The 24,330-nt window shown below is 66.0% G+C and carries 24 protein-coding genes, 1 other RNA gene, 1 pseudogene and 1 riboswitch; of the genes and pseudogenes, 13 read left to right on the plus strand and 13 right to left on the minus strand.

The genetic code is table 11. The annotated features are described in order from the left end of the window. The first annotated feature begins 19 nt into the window (after positions 1 to 19). The 8 genes from ftsE to QFZ60_RS06640 all read left to right on the plus strand — a co-directional run bounded on the left by ftsE (position 20) and on the right by QFZ60_RS06640 (position 9,111). The gene (ftsE, locus tag QFZ60_RS06605) at positions 20 to 808 is read left to right on the plus strand and encodes a cell division ATP-binding protein FtsE (RefSeq protein WP_307089172.1); all 789 of its coding nucleotides are present in this window, start codon (positions 20 to 22) and stop codon (positions 806 to 808) included. Beyond that, positions 805 to 1,719, plus strand: a complete 915-nt coding sequence (ftsX, locus tag QFZ60_RS06610; protein ID WP_142116958.1) for a permease-like cell division protein FtsX — start codon at positions 805 to 807, stop codon at positions 1,717 to 1,719. The genes ftsE and ftsX overlap by 4 nt, the downstream gene beginning before the upstream one ends. A 27-nt stretch (positions 1,720 to 1,746) precedes the next feature. Continuing rightward, the gene (locus QFZ60_RS06615; protein WP_307089174.1) at positions 1,747 to 3,177 is read left to right on the plus strand and encodes a M23 family metallopeptidase; all 1,431 of its coding nucleotides are present in this window, start codon (positions 1,747 to 1,749) and stop codon (positions 3,175 to 3,177) included. A gap of 84 nt (positions 3,178 to 3,261) precedes the next feature. Beyond that, entirely contained in the window at positions 3,262 to 3,735 is a 474-nt protein-coding gene (gene smpB / locus QFZ60_RS06620) for an SsrA-binding protein SmpB (protein ID WP_043453530.1), read from the plus strand. Positions 3,736 to 3,808: 73 nt separating this feature from the next. Further along, positions 3,809 to 4,177, plus strand: a transfer-messenger RNA (tmRNA) gene (gene ssrA, locus QFZ60_RS06625). 204 nt (positions 4,178 to 4,381) lie between these two features. Then, the gene (locus QFZ60_RS06630; protein ID WP_307089176.1) at positions 4,382 to 4,846 is read left to right on the plus strand and encodes a pyridoxamine 5'-phosphate oxidase family protein; all 465 of its coding nucleotides are present in this window, start codon (positions 4,382 to 4,384) and stop codon (positions 4,844 to 4,846) included. Between the two features lie 57 nt (positions 4,847 to 4,903). Further along, on the plus strand, positions 4,904 to 8,089 hold the full coding sequence (locus QFZ60_RS06635; protein ID WP_307089177.1) for an HAD-IA family hydrolase: 3,186 nt from the start codon (positions 4,904 to 4,906) through the stop codon (positions 8,087 to 8,089). After that, entirely contained in the window at positions 8,086 to 9,111 is a 1,026-nt protein-coding gene (locus QFZ60_RS06640) for an ATP-dependent 6-phosphofructokinase (protein ID WP_307089179.1), read from the plus strand. Before QFZ60_RS06635 ends, QFZ60_RS06640 begins: the two co-directional genes overlap by 4 nt. 9 nt (positions 9,112 to 9,120) lie before the next feature. On the opposite strand, the gene QFZ60_RS06645 is transcribed toward QFZ60_RS06640, so the two are convergent. Continuing rightward, on the minus strand, positions 9,121 to 10,128 hold the full coding sequence (locus QFZ60_RS06645) for a zinc-dependent alcohol dehydrogenase family protein (RefSeq protein WP_307089181.1): 1,008 nt from the start codon (positions 10,126 to 10,128) through the stop codon (positions 9,121 to 9,123). A gap of 21 nt (positions 10,129 to 10,149) precedes the next feature. Then, positions 10,150 to 10,620: a pyridoxamine 5'-phosphate oxidase family protein gene (locus QFZ60_RS06650; protein WP_142116952.1), complete on the minus strand. Its 471-nt coding sequence runs from the start codon at positions 10,618 to 10,620 to the stop codon at positions 10,150 to 10,152. A 148-nt stretch (positions 10,621 to 10,768) separates the two neighbouring features. On the opposite strand from QFZ60_RS06650, the gene QFZ60_RS06655 reads away from it, so the two are divergent. Continuing rightward, the gene (locus tag QFZ60_RS06655) at positions 10,769 to 11,689 is read left to right on the plus strand and encodes a hypothetical protein (RefSeq protein ID WP_307089184.1); all 921 of its coding nucleotides are present in this window, start codon (positions 10,769 to 10,771) and stop codon (positions 11,687 to 11,689) included. Continuing rightward, positions 11,686 to 12,741 (plus strand): zinc-dependent alcohol dehydrogenase family protein, encoded by a 1,056-nt coding sequence (locus QFZ60_RS06660; protein ID WP_307089186.1) that lies wholly within the window; start codon positions 11,686 to 11,688, stop codon positions 12,739 to 12,741. Before QFZ60_RS06655 ends, QFZ60_RS06660 begins: the two co-directional genes overlap by 4 nt. Positions 12,742 to 12,772: 31 nt before the next feature. Here the strand turns inward: QFZ60_RS06660 and QFZ60_RS06665 are convergent, their stop codons facing one another. Next, complete coding sequence (locus QFZ60_RS06665; protein WP_307089187.1) at positions 12,773 to 13,237, minus strand: pyridoxamine 5'-phosphate oxidase family protein; 465 nt, start codon at positions 13,235 to 13,237, stop codon at positions 12,773 to 12,775. 163 nt (positions 13,238 to 13,400) lie between these two features. Here QFZ60_RS06665 and QFZ60_RS06670 point away from each other — a divergent pair, with 163 nt between their 5' ends. Continuing rightward, positions 13,401 to 14,384 (plus strand): S1C family serine protease, encoded by a 984-nt coding sequence (locus tag QFZ60_RS06670; RefSeq protein WP_307089189.1) that lies wholly within the window; start codon positions 13,401 to 13,403, stop codon positions 14,382 to 14,384. 97 nt (positions 14,385 to 14,481) lie between these two features. On the opposite strand, the gene QFZ60_RS06675 is transcribed toward QFZ60_RS06670, so the two are convergent. The 10 genes and pseudogenes from QFZ60_RS06675 to QFZ60_RS06720 all read right to left on the minus strand — a co-directional run bounded on the left by QFZ60_RS06675 (position 14,482) and on the right by QFZ60_RS06720 (position 22,968). Beyond that, positions 14,482 to 14,859: a hypothetical protein gene (locus QFZ60_RS06675; RefSeq protein ID WP_307089191.1), complete on the minus strand. Its 378-nt coding sequence runs from the start codon at positions 14,857 to 14,859 to the stop codon at positions 14,482 to 14,484. 63 nt (positions 14,860 to 14,922) lie between these two features. Then, positions 14,923 to 15,321, minus strand: coding sequence for a CrcB family protein (locus QFZ60_RS06680; protein WP_307089192.1), 399 nt, complete (start codon positions 15,319 to 15,321; stop codon positions 14,923 to 14,925). Next, positions 15,318 to 15,719 (minus strand): CrcB family protein, encoded by a 402-nt coding sequence (locus tag QFZ60_RS06685; protein WP_307093234.1) that lies wholly within the window; start codon positions 15,717 to 15,719, stop codon positions 15,318 to 15,320. Before QFZ60_RS06685 ends, QFZ60_RS06680 begins: the two co-directional genes overlap by 4 nt. Before the next feature lie 7 nt (positions 15,720 to 15,726). Further along, the gene (locus QFZ60_RS06690) at positions 15,727 to 16,440 is read right to left on the minus strand and encodes a metal-dependent transcriptional regulator (protein ID WP_307089194.1); all 714 of its coding nucleotides are present in this window, start codon (positions 16,438 to 16,440) and stop codon (positions 15,727 to 15,729) included. A 45-nt stretch (positions 16,441 to 16,485) separates the two neighbouring features. Then, entirely contained in the window at positions 16,486 to 17,244 is a 759-nt protein-coding gene (locus QFZ60_RS06695; RefSeq protein WP_307089196.1) for a class I SAM-dependent methyltransferase, read from the minus strand. A 101-nt stretch (positions 17,245 to 17,345) separates the two neighbouring features. Beyond that, complete coding sequence (locus QFZ60_RS06700) at positions 17,346 to 18,764, minus strand: aminotransferase class V-fold PLP-dependent enzyme (RefSeq protein WP_307089198.1); 1,419 nt, start codon at positions 18,762 to 18,764, stop codon at positions 17,346 to 17,348. Positions 18,765 to 18,801: 37 nt separating this feature from the next. Next, positions 18,802 to 18,915, minus strand: a riboswitch (SAM riboswitch). Between the two features lie 152 nt (positions 18,916 to 19,067). Continuing rightward, positions 19,068 to 19,881: pseudogene (hisN, locus tag QFZ60_RS06705) on the minus strand (histidinol-phosphatase). A gap of 44 nt (positions 19,882 to 19,925) precedes the next feature. Beyond that, on the minus strand, positions 19,926 to 21,041 hold the full coding sequence (locus QFZ60_RS06710) for a ribosome small subunit-dependent GTPase A (RefSeq protein WP_307089200.1): 1,116 nt from the start codon (positions 21,039 to 21,041) through the stop codon (positions 19,926 to 19,928). Next, positions 21,031 to 22,413 carry a 3-phosphoshikimate 1-carboxyvinyltransferase gene (gene aroA / locus QFZ60_RS06715; RefSeq protein ID WP_307089202.1) on the minus strand — a complete coding sequence of 461 codons (1,383 nt, stop codon included), beginning with the start codon at positions 22,411 to 22,413 and terminating at the stop codon, positions 21,031 to 21,033. The genes QFZ60_RS06710 and aroA overlap by 11 nt, the downstream gene beginning before the upstream one ends. A gap of 6 nt (positions 22,414 to 22,419) precedes the next feature. Further along, a complete protein-coding gene (locus QFZ60_RS06720) occupies positions 22,420 to 22,968 on the minus strand; it encodes a DoxX family protein (RefSeq protein ID WP_307089204.1) in 549 nt (182 codons plus the stop codon). A 276-nt stretch (positions 22,969 to 23,244) separates the two neighbouring features. On the opposite strand from QFZ60_RS06720, the gene QFZ60_RS06725 reads away from it, so the two are divergent. Together QFZ60_RS06725 and rsrA are read left to right on the plus strand one after the other, a co-directional pair. Next, complete coding sequence (locus tag QFZ60_RS06725; protein ID WP_235565178.1) at positions 23,245 to 24,018, plus strand: sigma-70 family RNA polymerase sigma factor; 774 nt, start codon at positions 23,245 to 23,247, stop codon at positions 24,016 to 24,018. Further along, the gene (rsrA, locus tag QFZ60_RS06730; RefSeq protein ID WP_056334975.1) at positions 24,015 to 24,275 is read left to right on the plus strand and encodes a mycothiol system anti-sigma-R factor; all 261 of its coding nucleotides are present in this window, start codon (positions 24,015 to 24,017) and stop codon (positions 24,273 to 24,275) included. Before QFZ60_RS06725 ends, rsrA begins: the two co-directional genes overlap by 4 nt. Positions 24,276 to 24,330: the final 55 nt, after the last annotated feature.

A 24,330-nucleotide genomic window follows, 5' to 3' on the forward strand; every position in this document is an offset into this window, starting at 1 on the left:
CTGCAGGGTACTTAGGGCCATGATCCGATTCGAAAATGTCACCAAGGTTTACGACCAGAAAGCCCGCCCGGCACTGGACTCCATCAACCTTGAGATTGACCGCGGCGAATTCGCCTTCCTCGTGGGCGCGTCCGGCTCCGGAAAGTCCACCTTCCTCCGCCTTGTGCTGAAGGAAGACCGCGCCACGTCCGGCGCTGTCTACGTCGCCGGCCAGAACGTCGCCAAGATCTCCAGCTGGCGGGTTCCGCGCCTTCGCCGCGGCATCGGCGTCGTCTTCCAGGACTTCCGCCTCCTGCCCCAAAAGAACGTGTTCGCCAACGTAGCCTTCGCCATGCAGGTGATCGGCAAGAGCCGGAGCGTCATCCGCGACACGGTCCCGGAAGTCCTCAAGACTGTCGGCCTGGAAGGCAAGGAACACCGCATGCCGCACGAGCTCTCCGGCGGCGAGCAGCAGCGCGTGGCGATCGCCCGTGCCGTGGTCAACCGGCCCGGGATCCTCCTCGCGGACGAACCCACCGGAAACCTGGACCCCACAACGTCCATGGGCATCATGGGCGTGCTGGACAAGATCAACCAGAACGGAACCACCGTGGTGATGGCCACGCACGATGACGACATCGTCAACGAGATGCGCAAACGGGTGGTCGAACTCAGGAACGGCGTGGTGATCCGCGACGAAGCCAAGGCCCTGTACACGTCGATGATCCCCGTCGTCGGCCAGTCCAGGCGGCTGAAGGACGCCAGCGGCAGGGAAGCGCCCGACGGCGGTCTGCCGGGCAATGGCGTTGAAGGCGAGGCCCAGCGGTGAGGCTCGCATTCATCCTTTCGGAGATCGGCAGCGGCCTGCGCCGCAACCTTTCCATGGTGGTCTCGGTCATCCTGGTGACGTTCGTGTCCCTCACCTTCGTGGGTGCGGCCGGGATGCTGCAGATGCAGATCAACCAGATGAAGGGCTACTGGTACGACAAGGTCCAGGTGGCCATCTTCCTCTGCAGTGAAGGTTCGACGGCGCCCGGCTGCGCTTCCGGGCCGGTCACCCCCGAGCAGCAACAGGGCCTGAACGCCCTCCTTGAATCTCCGGCAGTGGCCCAGTACATCAACGACTTCCAATTCGAGTCCAAGGATGAGGCCTACAAGCACTTCAAGGACCAGTTTTCGAACTCGCCCATCGTTGATTCCGTGACCCCGGACCAGTTGCCGGCATCGTTCCGGATCAACATGAAGGACCCGGAGAAGTACCAGATCATCAGCGAAACCTTCTCCTCGCAGCCTGGTGTGGAGACGGTGATTGACCAGCGCCAGCTCCTCGAACGCCTCTTCTCGGTAATGAACGGGGCCTCCCTCGTGGCGGTCGGCATCGCGGGTGTCATGATCGTCTGCGCCATCCTGCTGATTGCCACCACCATCAGGCTCTCGGCGTTCAGCCGGCGCCGCGAGACCGGGATCATGCGCCTGGTCGGTGCCTCGAAGACCGTGATCCAGCTGCCGTTCATCCTGGAAGGCGTCATAGCAGCCGTCATCGGCGCTGCCCTCGCCTCGGGCACCCTGTGGGCAGTAGCGCAATTCTTCCTGGGCGACTACATGTCCCGGCAGTACCCGGACACAGCCTTCATTTCATCCAGCCAGACCCTGATCCTCGTTCCGGCGCTGCTGATCCTTGGCGGATCCTTGGCAGGAATTTCGTCTCTCTTGACCTTACGTAGATATTTGCGCGTTTAGGCTGTGCACACCGACCAAGGAATGCCCATGAACCTGACTGATCAAAACTTGCCCCGCCCCCGGCGCAGCCGAGGGCGGTCTGCTGCCCGCCGTCTGGGGATCGTCAGCGGCGTGCTCACCGTCATCCTTTCAGCAGGGATGGCCCTCGCCACTCCTGTCGCGTTCGCAGACGACCTCGAAGACCGCAAGGCCGCGCTCGAGGCCGAAGCTGCCCGCGTCCAGGCATCCCTTGAATTTGTCGATTCCCGGATCGCGAAGGCTGCCGGTGACCTGGTGATCTACCAGGGCCAATTGCCCGGCGCCCAGCAGGCACTCCTGGAGGCGCAGGGGCGCGTAGCCGGCGCCGTCAAGGAAGTCGAAGCACTTTCGGCCCGTGTGGACATGGCCCAGCAGAACAAGGCCAAGATTACCCAGCAGCTGGAAACGGACAAGCAGAAGATCGCCGACACCAAGAAGTTGATCGGCCAGATCGCTACCCAGGCCTACAAATCCGGCGGCGTTCCCTCCAACCTGTCGCTCTTCTTCGGATCCAACAGCGGCAGCAGCCTGACCGAAACCATGGACCTCGCCGACCAGGCCATGCGCAGCCAGAACGCTGCCATGGACAAGCTCAGCCAGCAGAACGCGACCAACGTCAACTCGCAGGCACGGCTTCAGGCCGTGGAGGCCGAGATCAAGGACCTCAAGGCCAAAGCCGACGCAGCCCTGGAACGGGAGAAGGCCGCACGCGACGAAGCCGCCTCCAAGAAGGCCCAGGTCGACCAGCTGATTGCGGATACGACCCGTCTTGACGCTGAGCTCCAGGCGGCCAAGCCCGGCATCCAGGCGCAACTGGCCGGTGTCCAGGCCAACCAGAACCAGGTGGCGAACGAAATCGCCGAACGCGACCGCAGGGCCCGCGAGGCGTGGGAAGCCGAACAGCGCAGGCAGGCCGCCGCGGCGGCTGCTGCGGCAGCCGCTGCGGCCGCCGCGGCGAATCGCCCGGCACCGCCCGCCCCGCCGTACGTCCCGCCCGCTGCCGGATCGCCGTCGGCCTTTGGCCTGCGTCATCCTTTCGACGGCAGCATCCCCATCACCTCCGGTTTTGGGTACCGCACCACTCCGCCGGGAACCATCGACTTCTACGGCACCGGCGGATACATGCACACCGGAATCGACTTTGGTGCTGCCTGCGGCACTCCCGTGTACGCTGCAGCTGCCGGTGAAGTATTCAGCTCAGGCTGGAACTCGGCGGACGGCGGCGGCTGGCGCGTCAAGATTGACCACGGGCTGGCACAGGGCAACACACTCACCACCATCTACTACCACAACTCCAGCATCGTGGTCTCGAATGGGCAAAGAGTCTCCCAGGGCCAGCTCATCGCCTACTCCGGCAGCACCGGCAACTCCACGGGCTGCCACGCCCACTTCGAAACCTGGCTCAACGGCGCCGCCGTCGACCCCATGGGCCTGCTGTAGGGGCCAGGCACTGCTGCCGTAGACTGGTAGGGCTCCGCGCCGCAGGCCCGGAGGCACCCGAACTGAAACCCGAGGAGTTTTCCCGTGCCTAAAGAAAGTGGCCGTAAGGTGGTGGCCACCAACCGCAAGGCCCGGCACGATTATCACGTGCTGGACACTTACGAGGCCGGCATCGCGCTGATGGGCACCGAAGTGAAGTCCCTGCGCGAGGGCCACGCCTCCATGGTGGACGGATTCTGTACGTTCTACAACGACGAGTTGTGGATGGAAGCCATCCACATTCCCGAGTACAACCAGGGCAGCTGGACCAACCACGCGGCCCGCCGACGCCGCAAACTGCTCCTGCACCGGGAAGAACTCATCAAGATCTCCCGCAAGGTGCAGGAAGCCGGTTACACCATAGTGCCGCTCCAGCTTTACTTTGTGGACGGTCGCGCCAAGGTGGAAATCGCCGTTGCCCGCGGTAAGCGCGAATACGACAAGCGCCAGACGCTGCGGGAACAGCAGGACAACCGCGAGGCCCAGCGCGAGATGCGGGAACGCAACCGGCGCCGGTAGGAATTATTTCTGCGGGGCATGCGTTAGTATGGGTAGTCCGGCAGGCTTGCCAGCCGGTTTGGTAACAAAATACGGGGATGATCGGTTTCGACGGTGTTAGTCGCGACAGGTGAAGCGGGCCGAGGATGCAGAATTATCTCGTAAACGCTTTCTGCAAACCAATAAGTGCCGAATCTAAGCGCACTGACTTCGCTCTTGCTGCCTAAGCAGTAAGACAGTCCGTCAGCCCGGGGTTGCTATCGCCCCGGATCCTGGCGTCATTTAGATAGCCACTGCTGTTTGCTCCCGTCATCGGAGTAAACGGGACTTTTAGATGACTGGGCCCGGATCAGCCAGCTGTTTGCAGCATGGCTGGGGCCGAGAAAATCCGACGCAAACTGCGCCCGGAGAAGCCCTGACAACACGACATCGGACGGGGGTTCAATTCCCCCCATCTCCACCCCTGCGGTGAGTCGGGACATCCTTCACGGATGACTCGAGTCATCGGTAACACCCCGGTCTTCGGACCGGGGTGTTTTTCTTTGTCCTGCAACGAGGGACCTTGCCGCACCAGGGCCCCCTCCCTCACACAAGCGGCCCGCCCCGGAATACCCGGCGGGCCTAAATGCTCTAGCGGGGGAGCGGGCATGCCATTAACTTCGACAGCATGCACAACGACCCGCCCCAAACGCCCACGGAAGTCCTGGATCCCGGCACGTGCTGGGATCTCCTGCGCAGTGTGTCCGTTGGCCACCTGGCAGTACTGGTGAACGGGTACCCGGAGGTCTTTCCCGTGAACTACAAGGTTGACCAGCAGTCCCTGGTCTTCCGCACAGGCGAAGGAACCAAACTGCGGGCAGCCGGGGGACCACTGGCCGTCGCCCTCGAAGCCGACGGCCACGATGACGCCAAGGCATGGAGCGTCCTGGTCAAGGGCAAGGCCGTCATCCTGGAGCCCTCGGAGGAACTGCTGACCGGGGCCGCGCTGACGCTCTTTCCCTGGCAAGCCGGTGAAAAGGACCACTACGTCCGGATCGAGCCCACCTCAATAACCGGCAGGCGCTTCACCATCACCTCGCCCCTGACATGGTGGAACCACGTGGGGCGGGCATCCCATCCGGACACAGCGTAGCCGCCGCCGGGCCCTACGGCCCTGTCCGGAACGGGCGCTTGCTGGTACCACTGACCTATGATCGGGTCTCCCACCGCCGCTGCTGCCAGGCCACCCTTTGACGCCGTCATTTTCGACCTGGACGGGGTGGTCACCAACACGGCGCTGGTCCACCAAGCTGCCTGGAAAGACGCCTTCGACCGCATCCTGCATGATCCAAGGGTGCCTCCGGGCGCCAACCGCGCCCCGCTCAGCAGGGCGGACTACCTCACCTTCATTGACGGTATGCCGCGCGAGGAGGGGGTGGTGCGGTTCCTGGCCGCCAGGGGAGTGCAGGTTGAAAAGGGACAGGAGACGGATGATGCGGGCGCCTGGACCGGGTTCGGCCTGGGCGCATGGAAGAACGAGCTGTTCCTGCAGCACCTGCGGGCCGACGGCGTCCAGAGTTACCCCGGCACCCTTGAATTGCTGCGGAGGCTCAAAGAGGCGGCAGTGCCTGCGGCGGTGGTCACCTCGAGCCGCAACGCCGGGGTGGTCCTGGAAGCGGCGGGCATCCAGGATCTCTTCCGTGCAGTTATGGACGGAACGACGGCGGCACGGCTGGGCCTGCGCGGAAAGCCGGCCCCGGACATCTTTCTTGAGGCCGCATCGCGTCTGGGCGTGGCCCCGCCGCACGCCGTGGTGGTCGAGGACTCCACGGCAGGGGTTGAGGCAGCCCGGCAAGGAGGCTTCGGCCTCGTGGTCGGAATCGACAGGACCGGCAACCGCCGGCAACTGGAGGCGGCCGGCGCCGACACTGTCCTCAACGATGTTGGGGAGCTGGACCTGGGACAGGTCATCGGCAACGCCTGGCACCTGGTCTATGAAGGCTTCGACGCCGCCCACGAAGGCCATCGGGAGGCACTCACCACCCTGGGCAACGGCTATCTGGGCGTTCGGGGGGCGGCGCCCGAAGGCGGCAACTTCAGCTACGCGGGAATGTACCTCGCGGGCGTCTACAACCGTGTCCAGGTGACGGCGGCCGGCGAGACGCTGCTGGAAGAACACATGGTCAACGCACCCGACTGCCTCCCGCTCGATCTGCGCCTGTCCGGCCAGCAGTGGTGGTCGGAAGGCGGAATGAGCCCCGTCCGTGAGGGCAGGGTCCTGGACCTCAAGCGGGCAGTGCTCGAGCGGCGGCTGCTGCTGGAGAGTGCCGACCACCGCCGCCTGGAAGTGGTGCAGACCCGCTTTGTTTCCCTGGCCGAACCCCATCTGCTGGTCCTGGAGACGGTGATTACCGCCCTGGGCTGGAGCGGTGAGGTGGAAGTCCGCAGCGGGGTTAACGCCGGCGTCCGCAACGCAAATCTGCCCGAACCCGCCCAAGGCTCCGACCTCCACCTGGCTGACAGGACAGCCTCCCGCCGCTCCAGCCCAGGGCGCCTCCAGGACGCTGCTTCCGTCGTCGAAGTGGAAACCACCCAGAGCCTCATCCGGATCGCCGCAGCCTATCGAACTTACGTCGCTGGGAAGGCAGCGGCAGTGAAGGACGGCAGGAAAGGAGCTTTCCATTTCCAAACTCTTCTGCTGCCGCTTGCTGCCGGCACCGCAGTGCGGATCACCAAGACGGTGGCGGTGGTGACGTCCCGTGACCGCGCCATCTCCTCCCCGGAGACGGGAGCCCGTGCTGTCCTGGAGCGTACGGGTGGTGACTTTGACTCTCTGCTGGCGGCGCACGAGGAGGCCTGGCGGCGCGAGCTGCGTCCGTTCATGGTGGAAATTGATGCCCCGGTCCAGGTGCGCCTGGTCCTGAACCTGCATATCTTCCATCTGCTTCAGACGTTGACCCAGCACACCGCCGAGCTGGATGCCGGCGTGACCGCGCGCGGGCTCCACGGCGAGGGGTACCGTGGCCACGTCTTTTGGGATGAGCTGTTTGTCCTGCCGGTACTGACCTCAAGGACGCCTGAGGTTGCCAGGTCCGTGATCGATTACAGGTGGCGGCGGCTTCCCGCCGCCCGGCATGCAGCGGCACGTGAAGGCCTGGCAGGGGCGAAGTTTCCTTGGCAAAGCGCCAGCGACGGAACCGAGGAAACGCCAAAATGGTTGTACAACGACAGGTCCGGCAGGTGGGTCAAGGACCACTCACACCTGCAGGTGCACTCGGGACTGGCCGTCGCCTTCAATGCCTGGCAGTATTTCCAGGCCACCGGGAACAAGATCTGGCTCCTCCAGAAGGGGGCTGAACTGGTGATCGAGGTTGCCCGGTTCTTCCGTTCGCTGGCGGACTACGACGAGCAGGGCGGCCGGTACCACCTGCGGGGCGTGGTGGGACCGGACGAGTACCACACCGGCTACCCCGGCAGCGACTCACCTGGCCTGGACGACAACGCCTACACCAATGTCATGGCTGCCTGGGTCTGCTCCCAGGCAGGGGAGATCATGGACATACTGCACGGCAGCGAGCGTGCCGTGCTGATGGAGCGCCTTAACGTCACGGAAGAGGAAGCCGCGGGGTGGTCGCACATGGGAACGGCGATGTACGTCCCATTTCACGAGGACGGCGTCATCAGCCAGTTCGAGGGCTACGGGACGTTGAAGGAACTTGACTGGGAGCATTACCGGGACGCGTACGGCGATATTGAGCGGCTGGACCTCATCCTCGAAGCCGAAAATGACACAACCAACTGCTACAAGCTGGCAAAGCAGGCAGATGTCCTGATGCTCCCATACCTGCTGGGGCACGAAGGGCTGGCCACCATCCTTCAGCGGTTGCAGTATGCATTCACGCAGGAACAACTCAACACCACCATCGAGTATTACCTGGCCAGGACCGCGCACGGGTCCACCCTGAGCAGGGTTGCCCACGCATCCGTCCTTGCAGGCCTGGATGCGGACCGGGCGTGGGACAGTTTCCGTGAAGCGCTCGACGCCGATCTTGACGATACCCAGCATGGCACCACACGCGCCGGTATCCATTTGGGTGCAATGGCAGGAAGCATCGACGTGGTTCAGCGCAGCTTTGCGGGGCTGCGGTTCAGCGGCGACACCATCCTGTTCGCCCCCAATCTCCCGACGGGGCTGCGCGCCGTCGCTTTTGAGGTCCTGTACCGGGGGCACCGCCTCCGCGTGCACCTCAAGGGCGGGGACATGAGCATCGCCTCTGCCCCCGGCGACGCCGGACCGATAAAGGTGCAGGTGCGGGGCATCGATGAGGAACTTCCTCCCGGCCAGACGCGGCACTTTACGTTGCCTGTCAGGGCCCCGGAGGTGGTGGCGCCGTGAAGCGGCTGGGGATCCTTACCAGTGGTGGTGACTGCCCTGGGGTGAACGCCGTGATCCGGGGAGCGGTACTGGGCGGGGACATTGCGCATGGCTACGAATTCCTGGGGTTCAAGGACGGGTGGCGGGGCGTCCTGGAGCAGGATGTTTTTCCGCTGCCCCGGACGGGCGTCCGCGGGATTTCGCGCCTGGGCGGAACCATCCTGGGCACGTCCCGGACCAATCCGCTGGTGGACGGCGGCATCGAGGGCGTCCGTGCCTGCCTGCAGAACAACGAACTTGAGGGCCTGATCGCCATTGGGGGAGAGGGCACACTGGCGGCGGCCCGGGAACTGTACGCCCAAGGCATCAAGGTGGTGGGAGTGCCCAAGACCATCGATAACGACCTCGGCGCCACGGATTACACATTCGGCTTCGATTCTGCGGTCCAGACCGCCACCGAGGCCATTGACCGGCTGCGGACCACCGGTGAATCGCACCACCGCTGCATGGTGGCCGAAGTCATGGGCCGCAACGCGGGCTGGATCGCACTGCATTCCGGGATGGCGTCGGGCGCGCACGCCATCTTGATACCTGAACATCCAGTGTCCCTGGACCAGGTCTGTTCCTGGGTGCTGTCAGCGCGTGACCGCGGCAGGGCACCCCTTGTGGTGGTGGCCGAGGCCTTTGCCCCCGAGGGGCACGCGGCACCGTACGCGCCCCGCGGCCTGGACACTTTCGGGCGGCCGCGCCTCGGCGGCATCGGGTTGCTCCTGGAAGGAGAACTGCAGATACGGACCGGCATCGAAACGCGGGCCACCGTCCTGGGCCACATCCAGCGCGGCGGCGAACCCACAGCCTTCGACCGCGTCCTTGCCACCAGGCTTGGCCTCGCCGCCGTCGAATCCGCCGCGGCCGGCAGGTGGGGCACCATGGTGTCCCTGCGCGGCACGGACATTGTGAACGTCGGTCTGGACGAAGCGCTGGGAGAACTGAAGGTGGTCCCGGAAGCCCGGTACCAGGAGGCCGCCGTCCTGTTCGGTTGAGGCAGGCTGTTATTCCGGCCGGACCCGCAGGACCGCCGAACCGGTAATCCTGTCGGCCGCCAGGTCATCCAGTGCCTGGTCCGCAGCCTCGAATGGGTACGCCGTAGTGGTGAGGGCCAGGGAAAGCCTGGCCGCGAGGGCCAGGAACTCACGTCCATCGGCCCGGGTATTGGCGGTGACGCTCCGCAGCTGCCGTTCGAAAAAGAGCTCCCGGCCGTAATTAAGCGCCGGGACGTCAGTCAGATGGATTCCGGCGATGGCCAGGGTCCCGCCACGGTCCAGGGCACGCAGCGCGGCCGGGACAAGGTTCCCCACCGGTGCAAAAAGGATGGCGGAATCGAGCGGTACCGGCGGCTGGTCATATGCCTCCCCAACATAGTCCGCCCCCAGCTCCAGCGCGAGCCGCCGCGCATTTTCAGACCGGGTCATGACAAATACGGAGGCACCCTGCTTGAGCGCCAGCTGGGCAGTGATGTGGGCTGAGCTCCCAAAGCCGTAAATACCCAGGCGGCCACCCACGGGGAGGGCGGCGCGCTTCAGGGCCCGATAGCCGATGATGCCCGAACACAGGAGCGGCGCAGCCTGTTCGTCCGGGAATCCAGGAGGCAGCGGGTAGGCAAAGTCCTCCGAAACCGTCAGATACTCGGCATAGCCGCCATCCCGGTCCCAACCCGTGAAGAGGGGCGACAGGCAAAGATTTTCGTCACCGCGCCGGCAGTAATCGCATCTGCCGCAGACGCCGCCAAGCCAAGCCACGCCCACCCTGTCACCCGTCCTGAAACGGGAGCAGGCGGCCCCTGTTTCAACAACGGTGCCGACTGCCTCATGCCCGGGCACCGTGTGCGGGCGGTGCGGAGCCAGGTCTCCTTCTGCGAGGTGGAGGTCGGTACGGCAAATGCCGCAAACACTCACTTCAACCAGCAGTTCGTGGGCGGCAGGCGTGGGAGTGTCACGAAGTCCCTGAACCAGTGGGCGGGTGGAGATGGGGCCCGGCCCGTTTACCCACCAGGCGCGCACAGTGCCTGCCGTCCGGATGGCTTACTCGAAACCGGCGCGGGTTGCGTCATCCAGCGGGGTCTGCCACAGCAGTGGCGCGTCCACGGTGAAGCGCCTGCCCGTTATCGACTCCGGAGTGATGCGGATTAAATGTTCCTGCCCCACGCCCTGCCACGGAAACAGTGCCCGCCGGACGTCATCCAGGTCAGGGCCGGTAGGCGTCGCCTCAGCTGCAGTTCCTTTGACCACCACGCTCCAGGCGAGGCCAAACTGGGAACTCACCGCATCCGCTTCCAGGGCCACGGTGGCCTCCGACTGCAGGGCCTGGTGCTTGGTGCCCCCGCCGGTGCGGAATACCAGCGTGCGGCCGTCCACCTTGTAATTAACGGGAAAGACATCCGGATGGCCATCGGCGATGACTGCAAGGCGCCCCACCCCTGTTTGGGAAAGGAGGTTCCAGCACTCGTCCGCATCAAGGATTTCCGGTACAGGCACGTTCGTTTTCTCAGTCATAGGGCACAGCGTAGGCAACTCTCCTGCCTCCCGTAAGGGCATAAAGGCCCGGCCTCCAAGGAAGGACCTATGGCCCTTGGGGCCCGCACGGACCAATGGGAGTCTGGGGAACGCCCGGGAAATCCAGATCTTCCTGCGAAAGGTGGCCATGCTGACGCATTTGTTCCTCAGCCGCTTGCTGTGGGCTGTTGCCGGTCTGCTGGCGCTGGCCGCCGCGGGGACCGGAATATGGCGGCCGGAGATTTACGATCGGGTGGTCTCGAGTGAACTGGTCCCCGGTGCTTACTCCCAGGACCTGCTTTCCGTGGCGGCCGGGACCGGATTGCTGTATCTGGCATGGGCTGCCAGGCCGGACAGGCCCAAACACCAGATCGTGGCCCTGGGACTGCTTGGCTATTTGTTCTATGCCTACGGAATCTATGTCATTGAGCGCACCTACAACGGCCTGTACCTGGTCTACATGGCTGTCTTCGCCCTGTCGTTCTGGGCCATGGTCACTGCCGGGGCCACTATGGGCCGGGACGCGCCGTCCGCCTCCCTTCCCCGTGGGCTGGGAATTGTGTCGGCCGCCGGCGCCATCCTCCAGCCGCTGATCTTCTATCCCCTCTGGATCGGGATGCTCCTGCCTCTGATGCGGAGCGGCGAGCAAATCGATTCCCTCTACTCGATCTTCATCCTGGACCTGTGCTTCATCATGCCCGGATTCCTGGTCCTGTCCCTCCTGACCTACCGGAACCACCGTGCGGGGCTGCTGCTCCTGCCGGCCCTGTATGTCCTCGGCTTCACCCTCATCTTCTCGCTGGCGGTGGGTGAACTGGTTAAGCCCCTGTTCAGCGCTGAGCCCAGCATGTCAGCCCTGCTGCCGGCACTTGGGCTCTCGGGGCTGTTCCTGGTGCTCGGAATCCTGCATCTGGCCAAACTGCAGGTGACACAGACCCCCGCAGCGGGTCCCGGCGGTCCACGGCCCGGCGGTCCTCAGCCCTTCCGCCAACACTCCACGCGGCAAGAATTCCCGCAAGGCTGGCAACCAACGCCAAGCCCTCCGCAGAGTAAGGAAAAAACATCATGAAAGCTCTCGTCTACGGCGGACCCGGTGACAAGTCATGGACGGATGTTCCGGACCCCCGGATCCAGCAACCCGGCGACGTCATCGTCAAAGTCGACACCACCACGATCTGCGGCACAGACCTGCATATCCTCAAAGGCGACGTTCCCGCCGTCGAAAAGGGCCGGATCCTGGGCCATGAAGGAGTAGGTACCATCGTGGAAACGGGTCCTTCCGTGACCGGATTGAAGGTAAACGACCGCGTCATCATCTCGTGCATCAAGTCCTGTGGCCACTGTGCAAACTGCAAGGCCGGCCTCTACTCGCACTGCCTGGGAAGTGAGGGGCAGGAAGGCACCGGGTGGATCTTCGGACACCTGATCGACGGGACCCAGGCCGAATACGTCCGTGTTCCCTACGCGGAGAACTCGCTGCACCTGCTGCCCGCCGGGGTCAGCGACGAACAAGCAGTCATGCTCTCCGACATCCTTCCCACCGGATTCGAGATCGGCGTCCAGTACGGCAGGGTTAAGCCCGGCGACACGGTTGCCGTGGTGGGCGCCGGCCCGGTGGGCCTGGCAGCGATCTCCACCGCAGGACTGTACGGCGCGGCCACCATCGTGGCCATCGACCTCGACGCCAACCGGCTGGAGAAGGCAAGGGAGTTCGGCGCCACGGACACGGTCCTTTCCGCCAGCAGCGACTGGAAGGAACAGGTCCTGGCCCTGACAGGCGGACAGGGTGTCGATGTGGCCATCGAAGCCGTCGGCGTCCCGGGGACATTTGCCATGTGCACCGACATCGTGCGGCCCGGCGGATCCGTAGCGAACGTGGGAGTGCACGGAAAGCCGGTGGAACTGCACCTGGAAAACCTCTGGATCCAAAATATCAACATCAGCATGGGCCTGGTGAACACCAACACCACCCCCATGCTGCTCAAGCTGGTGGCCCAGGGAAAGATCCGGGCGGAAAACTTCGCCACCCACCATTTTGGGTTCGACCAGTTCCTTGATGCCTACGACACGTTCTCCCGGGCCGCCGAAACCAAGGCACTCAAGGTAATCCTCAAGGCCTGACGAGGCAGGCCCTGATCAGATTCGACCGCCGCTACAGCCAGTCGGCGGAGAAATCGACGGGCGGCCACCAGCGGGAGCGCGGCCTGACCGGGAACCGGCGGCCTGTGACATCAGTGGGGGTAATGGCCACCAGGTGGTCCTTGATCCCCGGCTCCCACGGTTCCCGGTCGGCGTCGCCGGCCGGAAGCTGCATGGTGGTTTCATCAAAGGGCTGCGGCCTGCCCTTGGCAACAACGCTCCAGACCTCCGTGGAATAGGGGTTGAGGCCGTCCACCTCCAGGGCGGCAATTCCGCCGCCAAGCAGGGCGCGAAGCTTGGTCCCGGGTGCGGTGCGGAACACCAGGGTTTCTCCGGCAACGGAAAAGTTCACGGGGAAAATCTCGGGAATGTCACCGTTGATGACCGCCAGCCGGCCGATATAGGAGGACCGAAGATACCGCCAGCATTCCTCGGCGTTCAGTATTTCTGTTTGAGACCCTGCGGGGGAGTCAGTCATGCTCCGATCCTAAAGCCTGGGACTCGTGCTGCCCACCGCAATGGGGGCGTTCACCCAAGGCGTAGCCGTACCGGGAGTGGACCGGGCCCATCCATTGTTGTGTCCCATAAGGCCCCTACAGGGCAGGCCATTGCCGGAAGCGGCACCAAGCCGGAGGTGCGTCATGGACCAGGCGCAGGAACCCATACCCACCGGGGACGAGGACGTCCTGGACTCGTACTCGCAGACAGTCATGCGCGTGGCCGCGGCCGTTACGCCGCACGTGGCAGCGATCGAAATGACCGCAAACCGCCGCAACGGCAGGGTCAGGGTGGGCGCGGGCTCGGCGGTGCTCTTTACGCAGGACGGGTACCTGCTCACCAATTCACACGTCGTGGCCGGCACCCGGCACGGTTTTGCCGCGTTCGGAGACGGCAGCCGGATGGACCTGGAGCTGGTGGGAGCCGACCCCCTGTCCGATCTCGCCGTGGTCCACGGTTCGCGGCCCAAGGTGCCGCCCGCTGAATTCGGCGCGGCAGAGACGCTGCGCGTGGGTCAGCTTGTGGTCGCCGTTGGAAATCCGCTGGGCCTGGCGGGGTCAGTCACCGCGGGCGTGGTCAGCGGCCTGGGCCGGGCCATCCCGGTCTGGTCGGGCGGCAACCGGCGGGTCATTGAGGATGTCATCCAGACAGACGCTGCCCTGAACCCCGGAAACTCCGGTGGAGCGCTGGCCGATACCCATGCCAGGATTGTCGGCATCAACACCGCAGTGGCCGGCGCCGGCCTGGGCCTGGCCATCCCGATCAACGCCACCACCCGCAGGATCATCTCGGCACTGTTGTCGGACGGAAGGGTGCGCCGCGCCTACCTGGGCCTTGTGAGCACCCCGATCCAGCTCAACCCGAGCGCCGTGATCCGCAGCGGGCGGCGGGAAGGGCTCCGCATCGTCGAAGTGCTGCCGGGCTCGCCGGCCGACAAGGCGGGCCTGTCCGCAGGCGACATCATCGTCACCGCGGGAGGCCGCCCGGTCAGCAACGCCGAAAGCCTGCAGCGGCTCCTGTTTTCCGATGCCATCGGCGAACCGCTCGATGTGGCCGTGCTGCGCGACGGTACAGAGCTGCACCTCACCGCTGTCCCGGAGGAAATGACGGGCAACGGCCCGGCCTGATGGCCGACGGCGGCCCGGCCGTAAGCAGGCACGTCACCCGGGCGGGTTACTGGGGCAGTCATCGATCACGTCATCGGGGCACCGCACCCAGGGGGAGCTATCGGCTGACCGGAGGGGCTTCCACGTCCGCGATGCCCACGAAACGCGTCCCCACGCCGTCGTACTCGCTGCGGACGCAGCCGGGGCGGACGGCGGGAACATCGGACGGCGCATGGTGGCCGCACACCACGTAGGTGAAGTCCGGCCACCACTTCTTGGGCCTGGCCGCCTCCTCGTAACCGCAGACGGCGCATTCCAGGTGCACCCACACCGGCCGCTTGCCCGTCCGGTTGGCGCGCGACTGCACAAGCCAGGGCGGAGGATCGTCCAGGATGCCGCGGAGTTCGGCCTCCGTCATCCATTTCGGCAGGCCGTGGCGCTGCGCCATTTCAAGGGGGACATCAAGGGTTATTGCGGCGTCGCGTCTGCTGATCATCACCTTCCACCATACGGGAGGCCGCCAAATCGCCGGCCGGAACGTCACCGGAAACAGCGGTACCTATGCGGCCAACGCAATCCCCGCGGCTGCGGCGGCAAACCCGAGGCCCAGGTTGACTGACACGTTGAGGGCCGCGGCACCGAACCTGGCTTCGCTGAGCAGCCGGATGGTGGCGGTGGTCCATGAGCTGAAGGTGGTGAGCCCGCCGGCCAGTCCCGTGGCCAGGCCCGCCTGCCATTCCGCGCCCAGTCCCAGCCTGCCGGTCAGCCCGTGTGCCAGGCCAATGATGAAGCACCCCATGACGTTGACCACCAGCGTGGCCCAGGGCCAGTGCAGTGCCACATGGCCGGCCCTGCGGACGCTGCGGATGCTGCTGTGGTGCGCGAACCAGCTGTCGACCGCGAACCGCAGGAGCGCGCCGGCCACGCCAAAGACTCCCACCAGGGCTGCCGTGATCATTGCAGTCCGAGGTTCCGGGCTATCAGCCTTCCGGAACGCCAGCCCAGGCCGGCAGCCGCCAGACCGAGTCCCAGTGACAATCCCAGGTACAGGATCCAGACCGGGTGTGCACCTGCGCGGGCCAATTGGTCCGAGGCGAAAATCACCGCTGAAAACGTGGTGAAGGAGCCCAGCAGGCCCGGCCCGATCCCTGCCCGCAGCCAGAACGCAGTATGCGGGCGGGCCATCCAGACGGTGGTCAGCGCCGCGAGGACGAAACTGCCGCTGATGTTGATAGCCAGCGTGGCCCACGGGACCGAGCCGGGCACGTCCGGAAACGCCAGCCCCAGCCCGTAGCGCAGCTCACTGCCGGCCAGACCGCCGACGGCCACAGCCAGCCAGGCGCGGCCGGTGGGCATCGCCACGTCAGGGACCGTCCAGGCTGCAGCCGGCGTGCGGGGCGTCGCTGGAGACCCACAGGGCGGAGGCGATCTCGTCAGCGAGGTCGAACTCGCGGGCGCCGCCCGAAGCGCCGATCCGCACCACCAAAGCGCCGCCGAAGGGCCGGCGGCCCACCACCTCGACATCGGCGTCGAGGTCGATGTCCTGGGCGGCAAGGTAGCGCAGCAGCTCCGGGTTGTCGTCGCTGATCCTGGTGATCCTGCCGGCATGGCCCGGGTCCAGTTCGGCGAGGAGGTGCGCGCGCGGCATCAGCACCTGCCCGTCGGCAGTGGGAATGGGGTCGCCGTGCGGGTCACGCTTTGGGTTGCCGAGCTTGGCGGCGACCCGTTCGATGAACGTGTCCGACACTGCGTGTTCGAGTTGTTCTGCCTCATCATGGACTTCGTCCCAGCTGTATCCGAGCCGCTGGACAAGGTAGGTCTCAATCAACCGGTGGCGCCGGACCATGGCCAGGGCCAGCCGCAGGCCGTCCTCGGTGAGCGTGACGGCGCTGTAGGGTTTGTGGTCCACCAGGCCCTGGTCCTTGAGCTTGCGGACCATCTCGGACACCGAGGAATTGGCCACCCCCAGCCGCTGCGCAAGCTGGGTGGACGTGATGGGCTTGTCCTGCCATTCCGTGAACGAATAAATGACCTTGACGTAGTCCTCGATCGAGGAGGAGGGCGCGCTGGTCTTCACACGGTCAAGCCTACCGGCTCGGCGTGCGCCGCATGGGATGCGAGGTCATGCCTTGACCGCCCGCCAGGCCAGGGTGAGGTAGGGCAGGTCGATTTCCTGGTCAGGGGTGTAGGCCAGGTGTTCATGCAGGTACCATTCCAGGTTGGCCAGGACCTTGGCTCGGGTGGCCTCGCCGGCGCGGAGGTAGTAGCTGCGGGACTTGGTGAGTTCCATCAGGTCCATGGTGGTCACCGTGTCCTGCCAGTGGGTGACGTGCCCTTCGAGGCCTTGGAATTCGGGCCCGACGACGGGTTTGTGGCCGGGCCGGTAGACGTCGCCTGCGTGCATGATCCGGGAGAGCCGGTGCACCCAGGGAACAGAGGTGTCCAGCTGGTTCCAGACCAGGGCCAGCGTCCCGTGCGGCCGCAGGACGCGGGCCAGCTCGGTGCTTGCCGCCAGGGCATCGCACCAGTGCCACGCCTGGGCAACGGTGACGACGTCGAAGCGGGCGTCGGGCAGGCCTGTCGCCTCGGCAGTCCCCGGCACGGCCGTGGCGGCCGGATAGTGTTCAGTGAGCTGGGCGAGCATGTCCGCGGAGGGGTCCACGGCAGTGACGTGCAGTCCCATGTCCAGCAGCAAAGCGGTGAACTTTCCGGTTCCGGCGCCTACGTCGAGGGCATCGTGGGCATCGGCGGGCACCAGCCACCGGGCCACCTCTTCCGGGTAGCCGGGCCGGACGCGCTGGTAGTGCCTGCCGCCGTCCTGGAAGCTCTGCCCCAGTTCCCTGCGCCGTCCGTGATCAAGCTTGGGGCCACCCCGAACCACGCGTGGCCTCCTTCACCTGGCATCCTGCGGTACCTTTCGAATTTACCGCATCCTCCCGGCCGCCGGATCGATCGCCTGGGCGGCAGGGGTTGGGCGGGGTGTCAGTCGTCGATGCAGGGCGCGGCGCCGGCGGTGCCCGGGGTGTTGGGTGCCCAGTGCGGGTAGGTGCGGGTGTCATTGGCGGGCACCCAGCGGCCGGCGTCCACCACGTAATCCCAGCCCAGACCGTTGCTCCGCAGGGCGCGGATGCCGGCGAGCAGGCGTTCGGCGTCCTCCAGGCGTGAACCGACACCGAAGCTGGCGCGGAGGGAACCGGACGGCAGGCCCAGGCGCTTGAGCAGGGGATGGGCGCAGAATCGGCCGTCCCGCAGTCCCACCCCGTGCTCTGCCGAGAGGTAGGCCGCCACCAGTCCGGCGTCGTAGCCCTCAACGGAGAAGTTGACCACGCCGATGGTGTCCGTTTCGGGGTTGGTGTCCTTGAAGATCTGGTGGACGGTGACGCCGTCGATCCCCTGCAGGCCCTCCACCAGGAAGGAACGGATGGCGGACTCGTGGGCATGCCAGCGTTCCTGGTCCAAGCCTGCAATCACCTGGGTGGCGCGGGCCAGTGTGGCGGCTCCGAGGACGTTCGGTGAGCCCCCCTCATGGCGCGCCGGCCCGGTGGCCCAGCTGACGCCGTCGAGCCTGGCTTCCTTGACCGCGCCGCCGCCTGCGAGGTGCGGGACGCCGGCGTCCAGCCAGTCCGGGCGTCCCACCAGGACGCCGGCGCCGAAGGGCGCGTACAGCTTGTGGCCGGAGAAGGCGAGGTAGTCGACGTCGTCCGCGCTGATGTCCACGCGGCGGTGCGGGGCGAGCTGGGCGGCATCCACCACAATCCGTGCGCCGTGCTCATGGGCCAGCGCGGCCAGGGCACGGATGGGCAGGATTTCGCCGGTGACGTTGGAGGCTCCGGTGACCGCAAGCAGGCTGACGCCGCCCTGTGCAAGTTCGGCCCGAAGAGCCTCCAGGGTGCCGGTGATGGTGTCCGCGGCGACGATGCTGCGGTGCGGGACACCCTGCCACGGCAGGAGGTTGGCGTGGTGTTCGATGTCCAGGTAGAGCACTTCGCCGTCGTGCCGGCCGTCCGTTACCGGCAGGCAACCGGCCAGCAGGTTCAGTGAATCCGTGGTGTTGCGCGTGAAGATGACCGAATCATCCGCGCGGCCGCCGACGAAATCCCTGACGATGCTGCGCGCGTTCTCATACACGGAGGTGCTGATCTGGGATGCGTATCCTGCCCCGCGGTGGACGCTCGCGTAGTAGGGGAGGATCTCGTTAAGGTAGGCCGACACCACGGACAACGCCGGGGCGGAGGCGCCGTAATCGAGGTTGGCGTACCGCACGTGGCCGCCGGAAATCAGCGGTGCCTGGATTTCAGCGCCGGTGACGGCGGCGAGCGGCCGGCCGGCCGCGGCGCGGCGTCCGTTGGGGACGGCGGCTTCGGCAATGACGGGCTGGGGGGAGACGGTGGCAGTTGTCACAGAGACCTCACTTGATGACAGGACTCCGCCATGGGGGAATCCGCGCTTGCCGCATCCGCTCCGGACCGGCCTGGTCGTCACCCGGGGCACCCCACCGCGAATGGAGGGTTGCCGGCCAGCAAACCGGGGTTTTGCGCTGGCACTCGTGACCTGCCTAAAAGCGTAGGACATGGGGCGGCCAGGATTGAAGCCGCGGCGATTGTTAAGGCGTTTATTACGTGCAGCCGAATAAACGACGCCGGACACCTCCCCAGGAAGGTGTCCGGCGTCGCATTATTCGCTTTTTTGCGGAAAGGGCGTCAGCTACAGCAGGTCGTCCAAATACGGGTTCAGGCGGTGCAGGACCTCCGAGTGCAGGATTGAGTTCGTGGCCAGGGCGTTTCCGCCGAACGGGCCGTCCTCGCCTTCCAGGGACGTGAACCGGCCGCCGGCCTCCACCACGATCGGCACCAGGGCCGCCATGTCATAGAGGTTCAGCTCCGGTTCGCAGGCGATGTCCACCGAGCCTTCGGCCACCATGCAGTACGCACCAGAAATCGCCGTAGGCCCGGGTCCGCCAGACATCCTCGGTCAGGCCGAGGAACTCGTCAAGGTTTCCGCGTTCCTTCCAGCCGCCCAGGCTGGAGTACGAGAGGGAGGCATCGGAAAGCTTTGACACGTCGGAGACGCGGAGCCGGGTGGCGGCGGCAAGGGACCTTCCCATGTACGCGCCCATGCCTTTCGCCGCCCACCAGCGCTTGCCAAGGGCCGGGGCACTGACCACACCCACCACCGGCTCGCCCTCATCCACGAGGGCGATCAGCGTGGCCCACACCGGAACGCCGCGGACAAAGTTCTTGGTCCCGTCAATGGGATCGATGATCCAGCGCCGCGAACCGTGGCCGGTGCTCCCGAATTCCTCGCCCAGGACGGCGTCGCGGGGGCGGGAACGGGAGAGCTGGCCGCGGATGGCTTCCTCGGCGGCCTTGTCCGCGTCGGTGACCGGCGTCAGGTCCGGCTTGGTCTCAACGTGGAGGTCCAGGGCCTTGAAGCGGCTCATCGTCTGGTCATCCACGGAGTCGGCCAGGACATGGGCCAGGCGCAGGTCATCGTTGTAGCTCGAAGCGGGTTGGATCATGGTTCCAAACTACCGTCTGCAAACGGTTCTGCCGGGAGAACGCGTCAGTTGACGCTGCCGAGCTCCTTGGTTTCCTGTGCTTCCATCCGTGGATCCGCACCCAGCAGCCGCCGCAGGGACGCCAGACGGGCAGCCCCGGTGGGACCTGCGTGTCCGCCCGCCACCCAGTCGTCAAGGCCGCAGTCCACCGCGGCTGCCGTGTGCTTGCAGCCGCGTTCGCAGTTTTCGATGCCGGGGGAGAGGTCCGGGAAGGAACGCAGGATCCGGTCCGGGTCCACGTGCGCCAGGCCGAAGGAGCGGATGCCGGGGGTGTCGATGATCCAGCTGCCGGGCGGCGCATCCGCCAGCCGCAAGGCAAGGGCGGACGACGACGTGTGGCGGCCGCGTCCGGTCACGGCGTTCACTCCGCCGGTGGCCCGCTCGGCGCCGGTCAGCGCGTTCACCATGGTGGACTTCCCAACACCGGAGTGACCCAGCATCACGGTGACCTTGCCGTCCAGGTGGTCACGGAGGGCAGCCACCGCCGCGCTGTCCAGCCGCGCCGAGAGGCCGTCATCGGACCGGGCGTCGATGCCCGATGCCTGCGCATCGGCTGTCCGGCTGATGATGACCGGGAAGTCCAGGTGGGTGTAGTTGGAAAGGAGTTCCGCGGGGTCTTTGACGTCGGCCTTGGTGACCAGCAGGATTGGCTCGATCCCTGCGTCGTAGGCGGCCACCAGTGCGCGGTCGATGAATCCCGTGCGGGGCTCCGGGTTGGCCGCGGCCACCACGATCACCAGTTGGTCCGCGTTGGCCACCACCGCCCGTTCAATGGGGTCGGTGTCGTCGGCGCTGCGGCGCAGGAGAGTGTGGCGGTCCTGGATCTTCACCAGCCGGGCCAACGTGTTCGGTGCGCCGGACACGTCCCCCACCAGTGACACGAAATCGCCTGCAACCACTGGCGAGCGGCGCAGTTCCCGGGCGCGCGCGGCAATGACAACGCGCTCGTTCTCCGAGTCCTCGTCCACCACTGCGGTATACCGGCCGCGGTCCACCGTGATGATCCGTCCGGTCACGGCGTCGTCATGGCTGGGGCGGTCCTTGGTGCGTGGCCGGGAACCCTTCTTGCTGGGACGGATGCGGACGTCCGATTCGTCCCAGGAACCAGTGCTACGCGCCACTGACGCGCCCTTCCGGTCCGGCTGCGAACCCCGCTTCCTGGGCCAGCATGCCGGCCCACAGCTGTGGGAAGTCCGGCATGGTCTTGGCGGTGGTGCCGATGTCCTCCACCTGGACGCCCTCCACCGCGAGTCCCAGGATGGCACCCGCCGTGGCCATGCGGTGGTCCGCGTAGCTGTGCACGACGCCGGCATGCAGCGGGGCGGGCCGGATCACCAGGCCGTCGCTGGTTTCCTCGGCGTCGCCGCCGAGCCGGTTGATCTCCGCCACCAGGGCCGCGAGCCGGTCCGTCTCATGCCCCCGCAGGTGGGCGATCCCGCTGAGCCGGGAAGGTCCGGAGGCAAGGGCGCACAGGGCTGCCACCGTCGGTGCCAGTTCACTGGTGTCCGCGAAGTCACCGCCCTTGATCTCCGCGCCGCCGGTGACGGTCAGGACGCCGTCAGCCAGGGTCACCGTGGCGCCCATGCTGGCCAGGATTGCGCGCCAAAGGTCTCCCACCTGCTGGGTTTCCGCCGGCCAGTTGGGAATCCGGACCGTCCCCCGCGAGGCAAGGGCCGCCGCAAGGAATGGCCCGGCGTTGGACAGGTCCTGTTCGATCCGCTGGTCGAAGGCGCGGATGGGACCCGGCGCCACCACCCAGTGGTTGGGGACGGAATCATCCACTGACACGCCGGCGCCGCGCAGGACGGCCACCGTCATGTTGATGTGGTCCAGGCTGGGGACCGGCTTGCCCACGTGTTCCAGGTGCAGGCCCTCGTCGAACCGCGCCCCTACCAGGAGGAGAGCGGAGACGAACTGCGACGAGGCACTGGCGTCGATCACCAGGTGGCCGCCGCGGACTGCGCCGCTGCCGTCCACCGTGAAGGGAAGCGACGACGGCGCGCTGCCGTCCTCGGCGGATACGGCCACGCCCAGGGCCTTGAGGGCCTCGATGATGGTTCCCATGGGCCGCTTACGGGCGTGGGGGTCGCCGTCGAATACGCTGGCTCCCTTGCGGAGCGCCGCCAGCGGCGGGACGAACCGCATGACGGTGCCGGCGAGTCCGCAGTCGATCCTGGCCAGGGAGGCGGGCGCTGCCGCCGGCAGCGGTACCACCTCCAGGTCAGGCCCAAAAGCGCCGTCCCCGGGCACTTCGGTGATGACGGCACCGAGCTGCCGGAGCGCGTCGACCATGAGCGCCGAGTCCCTCGAATGCAGGGGCGCGCGCAGCCGGGACGGGCCGTCCGCGAGGGCCGCCAGGACCAGGTACCTGTTGGTCAGGGATTTGGATCCGGGCACCGTCACGGTGGCGTCAACGGGCCGCGATGCGAAAGGCGCGGCCCAATGGTGGACAGGTGTTCCGGAGCCGTCCCGGGTGGCAGCTGCTGCGGTCATTCGTGCTTATGCTCCCGTGGCGTGTTCGACGGCGCGGCGCACGGCCTTGTCCGCCTTGTTCAGCTTCTTGGTGGTGGTTTTGCGGGCGTCGGCTGCCAGGTGCGATGCATTCCTGCGGGCATCGGCCGCCAGGTGCTCGGCGCGCCAGGCCAGGCCGGGCTTCCCCGCGGTGTCCACGGAAGCGAGCAGGGCGCCGCCGCTCAGCGAGAGGTTCTTGAGCAGCTGGTTCCGGCGGCCTTCGCGCCCTTCCTTGCTGCTGATGTCCGCACTGCGCCACTCAACAAAGGTGTTCAGGAGCGAAATCACCGTCAACAGACCGGCCGAGAGCCGGGAGAACTTGCCAAGGCCGAACAGGACGCCGGCACCCACCTGCGTGCCGCCGATAACCCGGGCAAGGGTCTTTTCGTTCGCCTGGAACGGGAGCGCTGCTGCGGCCTTGCGCAGCAGCGGTGAGAGCTGCTGTGCCGTGTCGTCGGCGTTCCTGAGCTTATCCAGTCCGGCAAGAACGAAACTGGAGGCAAGCATGGGCCGTGCGAGGGTGCGGACAAAGGGCATGGATTTCCTCCTGGATGGACGAGCCGCGGCGAGCGGCGGAGTCGGTCCTAGTCTTGCACTTTTGGGGAATATTTGCCCGTGGGAGCAGGTTATGGCAAACGGGTCCGTGACATGGGGCCCGACGATCATTCACCCGATACAGAGCGGAGTTGGCCCTTGGGGAAGGTGTTGGACGGAACCAGACAGGCGGGCCCGGTGGCAGTGGACAAGCTGGCCTCAGAGCCCCCGGAGTACGGCATGCCCCGGGCAGGGAGCCTGACAGTAGACTTGAAGGCAATGAACACCCTGGATCCGGCCGTTGCGGCCATGTATGAGGCTACCCCCGGCGAAGTGAACGGGAAGGCCGGCTCCGCGCCTGTGCCTGCGGGAAAAGCAGGCGCTGATTCGGTGACCGCTGCTGCGGACACCGAGGACAGTACCCTGGACGTCTCCAAAGAGAGCGACGAACAACGCCGCCTTCGTTTTGAGCGGGACGCCATGCAGTACGTCGACCAGCTGTATTCCGCTGCCATGCGCATGGCGCGGAACCCGTCCGACGCCGAAGACCTGGTGCAGGAGGCCTACACCAAGGCGTTTTCGGCCTTCCACCAGTACAAGCCGGGTACAAACCTGAAAGCCTGGTTGTACCGGATCCTGACCAACACGTACATCAACCTCTACCGGAAGAGGCAGCGCGAGCCCCTGCAGTCCAACTCGGACAGCATTGAGGACTGGCAGCTGGCACGGGCGGAATCACACACCTCGAGCGGACTGCGTTCGGCCGAGGCGGAAGCGCTGGACCATCTTCCCGATTCGGACGTGAAGCGGGCGCTGCAGGATATTCCGGAGGAGTTCCGGCTGGCGGTCTACTTCGCCGACGTGGAGGGCTTCGCCTACAAAGAAATTTCAGACATCATGAATACGCCCATCGGCACTGTGATGTCCCGGCTCCACCGCGGCCGGCGAATGTTGCGGGACATGCTCGCGGAATACGCCGCCGAGCGGGGATTCAAAACGGCCGCGGACGCCACCGATGCGGCAGGAAGCAAAGCACAGGAGAACAGGAAATGAGCGACTGCCAGGGATTGGGCGATTGCGATGACACCCGGATGCAACGCATCTACGAATACCTTGACGGGGCACTGACCCGCGAGGACATTACGGAAATCAAGAACCACCTTGATGACTGCCCTGAGTGCACGGAGCAGTATGACCTGGAGTGCGTCATCCGCAACATGGTCAAGCGTTCCTGCACCGAGTCCGCGCCGGACAACCTGAAGAACGCCATCCTGGACAGGATCCACGCCATCCGTCCCGTGGAGGCATAGGTATAAGCAGCCCCTTGCAGGGAGCGCGTGAGCGGATCAGGGCCGCAGACAGCAA

Source organism: Arthrobacter sp. B2I5 (genome assembly GCF_030816735.1).
Taxonomy (GTDB): domain Bacteria; phylum Actinomycetota; class Actinomycetes; order Actinomycetales; family Micrococcaceae; genus Arthrobacter.

Excerpts from the sequence above, each read along its gene's own strand:
- QFZ60_RS06635 (WP_307089177.1), top strand. The coding sequence starts at position 4,904 with ATGATCGGGTCTCCCACCGCCGCTGCTGCCAGGCCACCCTTTGACGCC.
- aroA (WP_307089202.1), bottom strand. The coding sequence starts at position 22,413 with ATGACCGCAGCAGCTGCCACCCGGGACGGCTCCGGAACACCTGTCCAC.
- QFZ60_RS06660 (WP_307089186.1), top strand. The coding sequence starts at position 11,686 with ATGAAAGCTCTCGTCTACGGCGGACCCGGTGACAAGTCATGGACGGAT.
- QFZ60_RS06675 (WP_307089191.1), bottom strand. The coding sequence starts at position 14,859 with ATGATCAGCAGACGCGACGCCGCAATAACCCTTGATGTCCCCCTTGAA.
- QFZ60_RS06685 (WP_307093234.1), bottom strand. The coding sequence starts at position 15,719 with ATGCCCACCGGCCGCGCCTGGCTGGCTGTGGCCGTCGGCGGTCTGGCC.
- QFZ60_RS06665 (WP_307089187.1), bottom strand. The coding sequence starts at position 13,237 with ATGACTGACTCCCCCGCAGGGTCTCAAACAGAAATACTGAACGCCGAG.
- QFZ60_RS06650 (WP_142116952.1), bottom strand. The coding sequence starts at position 10,620 with ATGACTGAGAAAACGAACGTGCCTGTACCGGAAATCCTTGATGCGGAC.
- rsrA (WP_056334975.1), top strand. The coding sequence starts at position 24,015 with ATGAGCGACTGCCAGGGATTGGGCGATTGCGATGACACCCGGATGCAA.
- QFZ60_RS06725 (WP_235565178.1), top strand. The coding sequence starts at position 23,245 with ATGAACACCCTGGATCCGGCCGTTGCGGCCATGTATGAGGCTACCCCC.
- ftsE (WP_307089172.1), top strand. The coding sequence starts at position 20 with ATGATCCGATTCGAAAATGTCACCAAGGTTTACGACCAGAAAGCCCGC.
- QFZ60_RS06680 (WP_307089192.1), bottom strand. The coding sequence starts at position 15,321 with ATGATCACGGCAGCCCTGGTGGGAGTCTTTGGCGTGGCCGGCGCGCTC.
- QFZ60_RS06630 (WP_307089176.1), top strand. The coding sequence starts at position 4,382 with ATGCACAACGACCCGCCCCAAACGCCCACGGAAGTCCTGGATCCCGGC.
- QFZ60_RS06670 (WP_307089189.1), top strand. The coding sequence starts at position 13,401 with ATGGACCAGGCGCAGGAACCCATACCCACCGGGGACGAGGACGTCCTG.
- QFZ60_RS06655 (WP_307089184.1), top strand. The coding sequence starts at position 10,769 with ATGCTGACGCATTTGTTCCTCAGCCGCTTGCTGTGGGCTGTTGCCGGT.
- QFZ60_RS06615 (WP_307089174.1), top strand. The coding sequence starts at position 1,747 with ATGAACCTGACTGATCAAAACTTGCCCCGCCCCCGGCGCAGCCGAGGG.
- QFZ60_RS06720 (WP_307089204.1), bottom strand. The coding sequence starts at position 22,968 with ATGCCCTTTGTCCGCACCCTCGCACGGCCCATGCTTGCCTCCAGTTTC.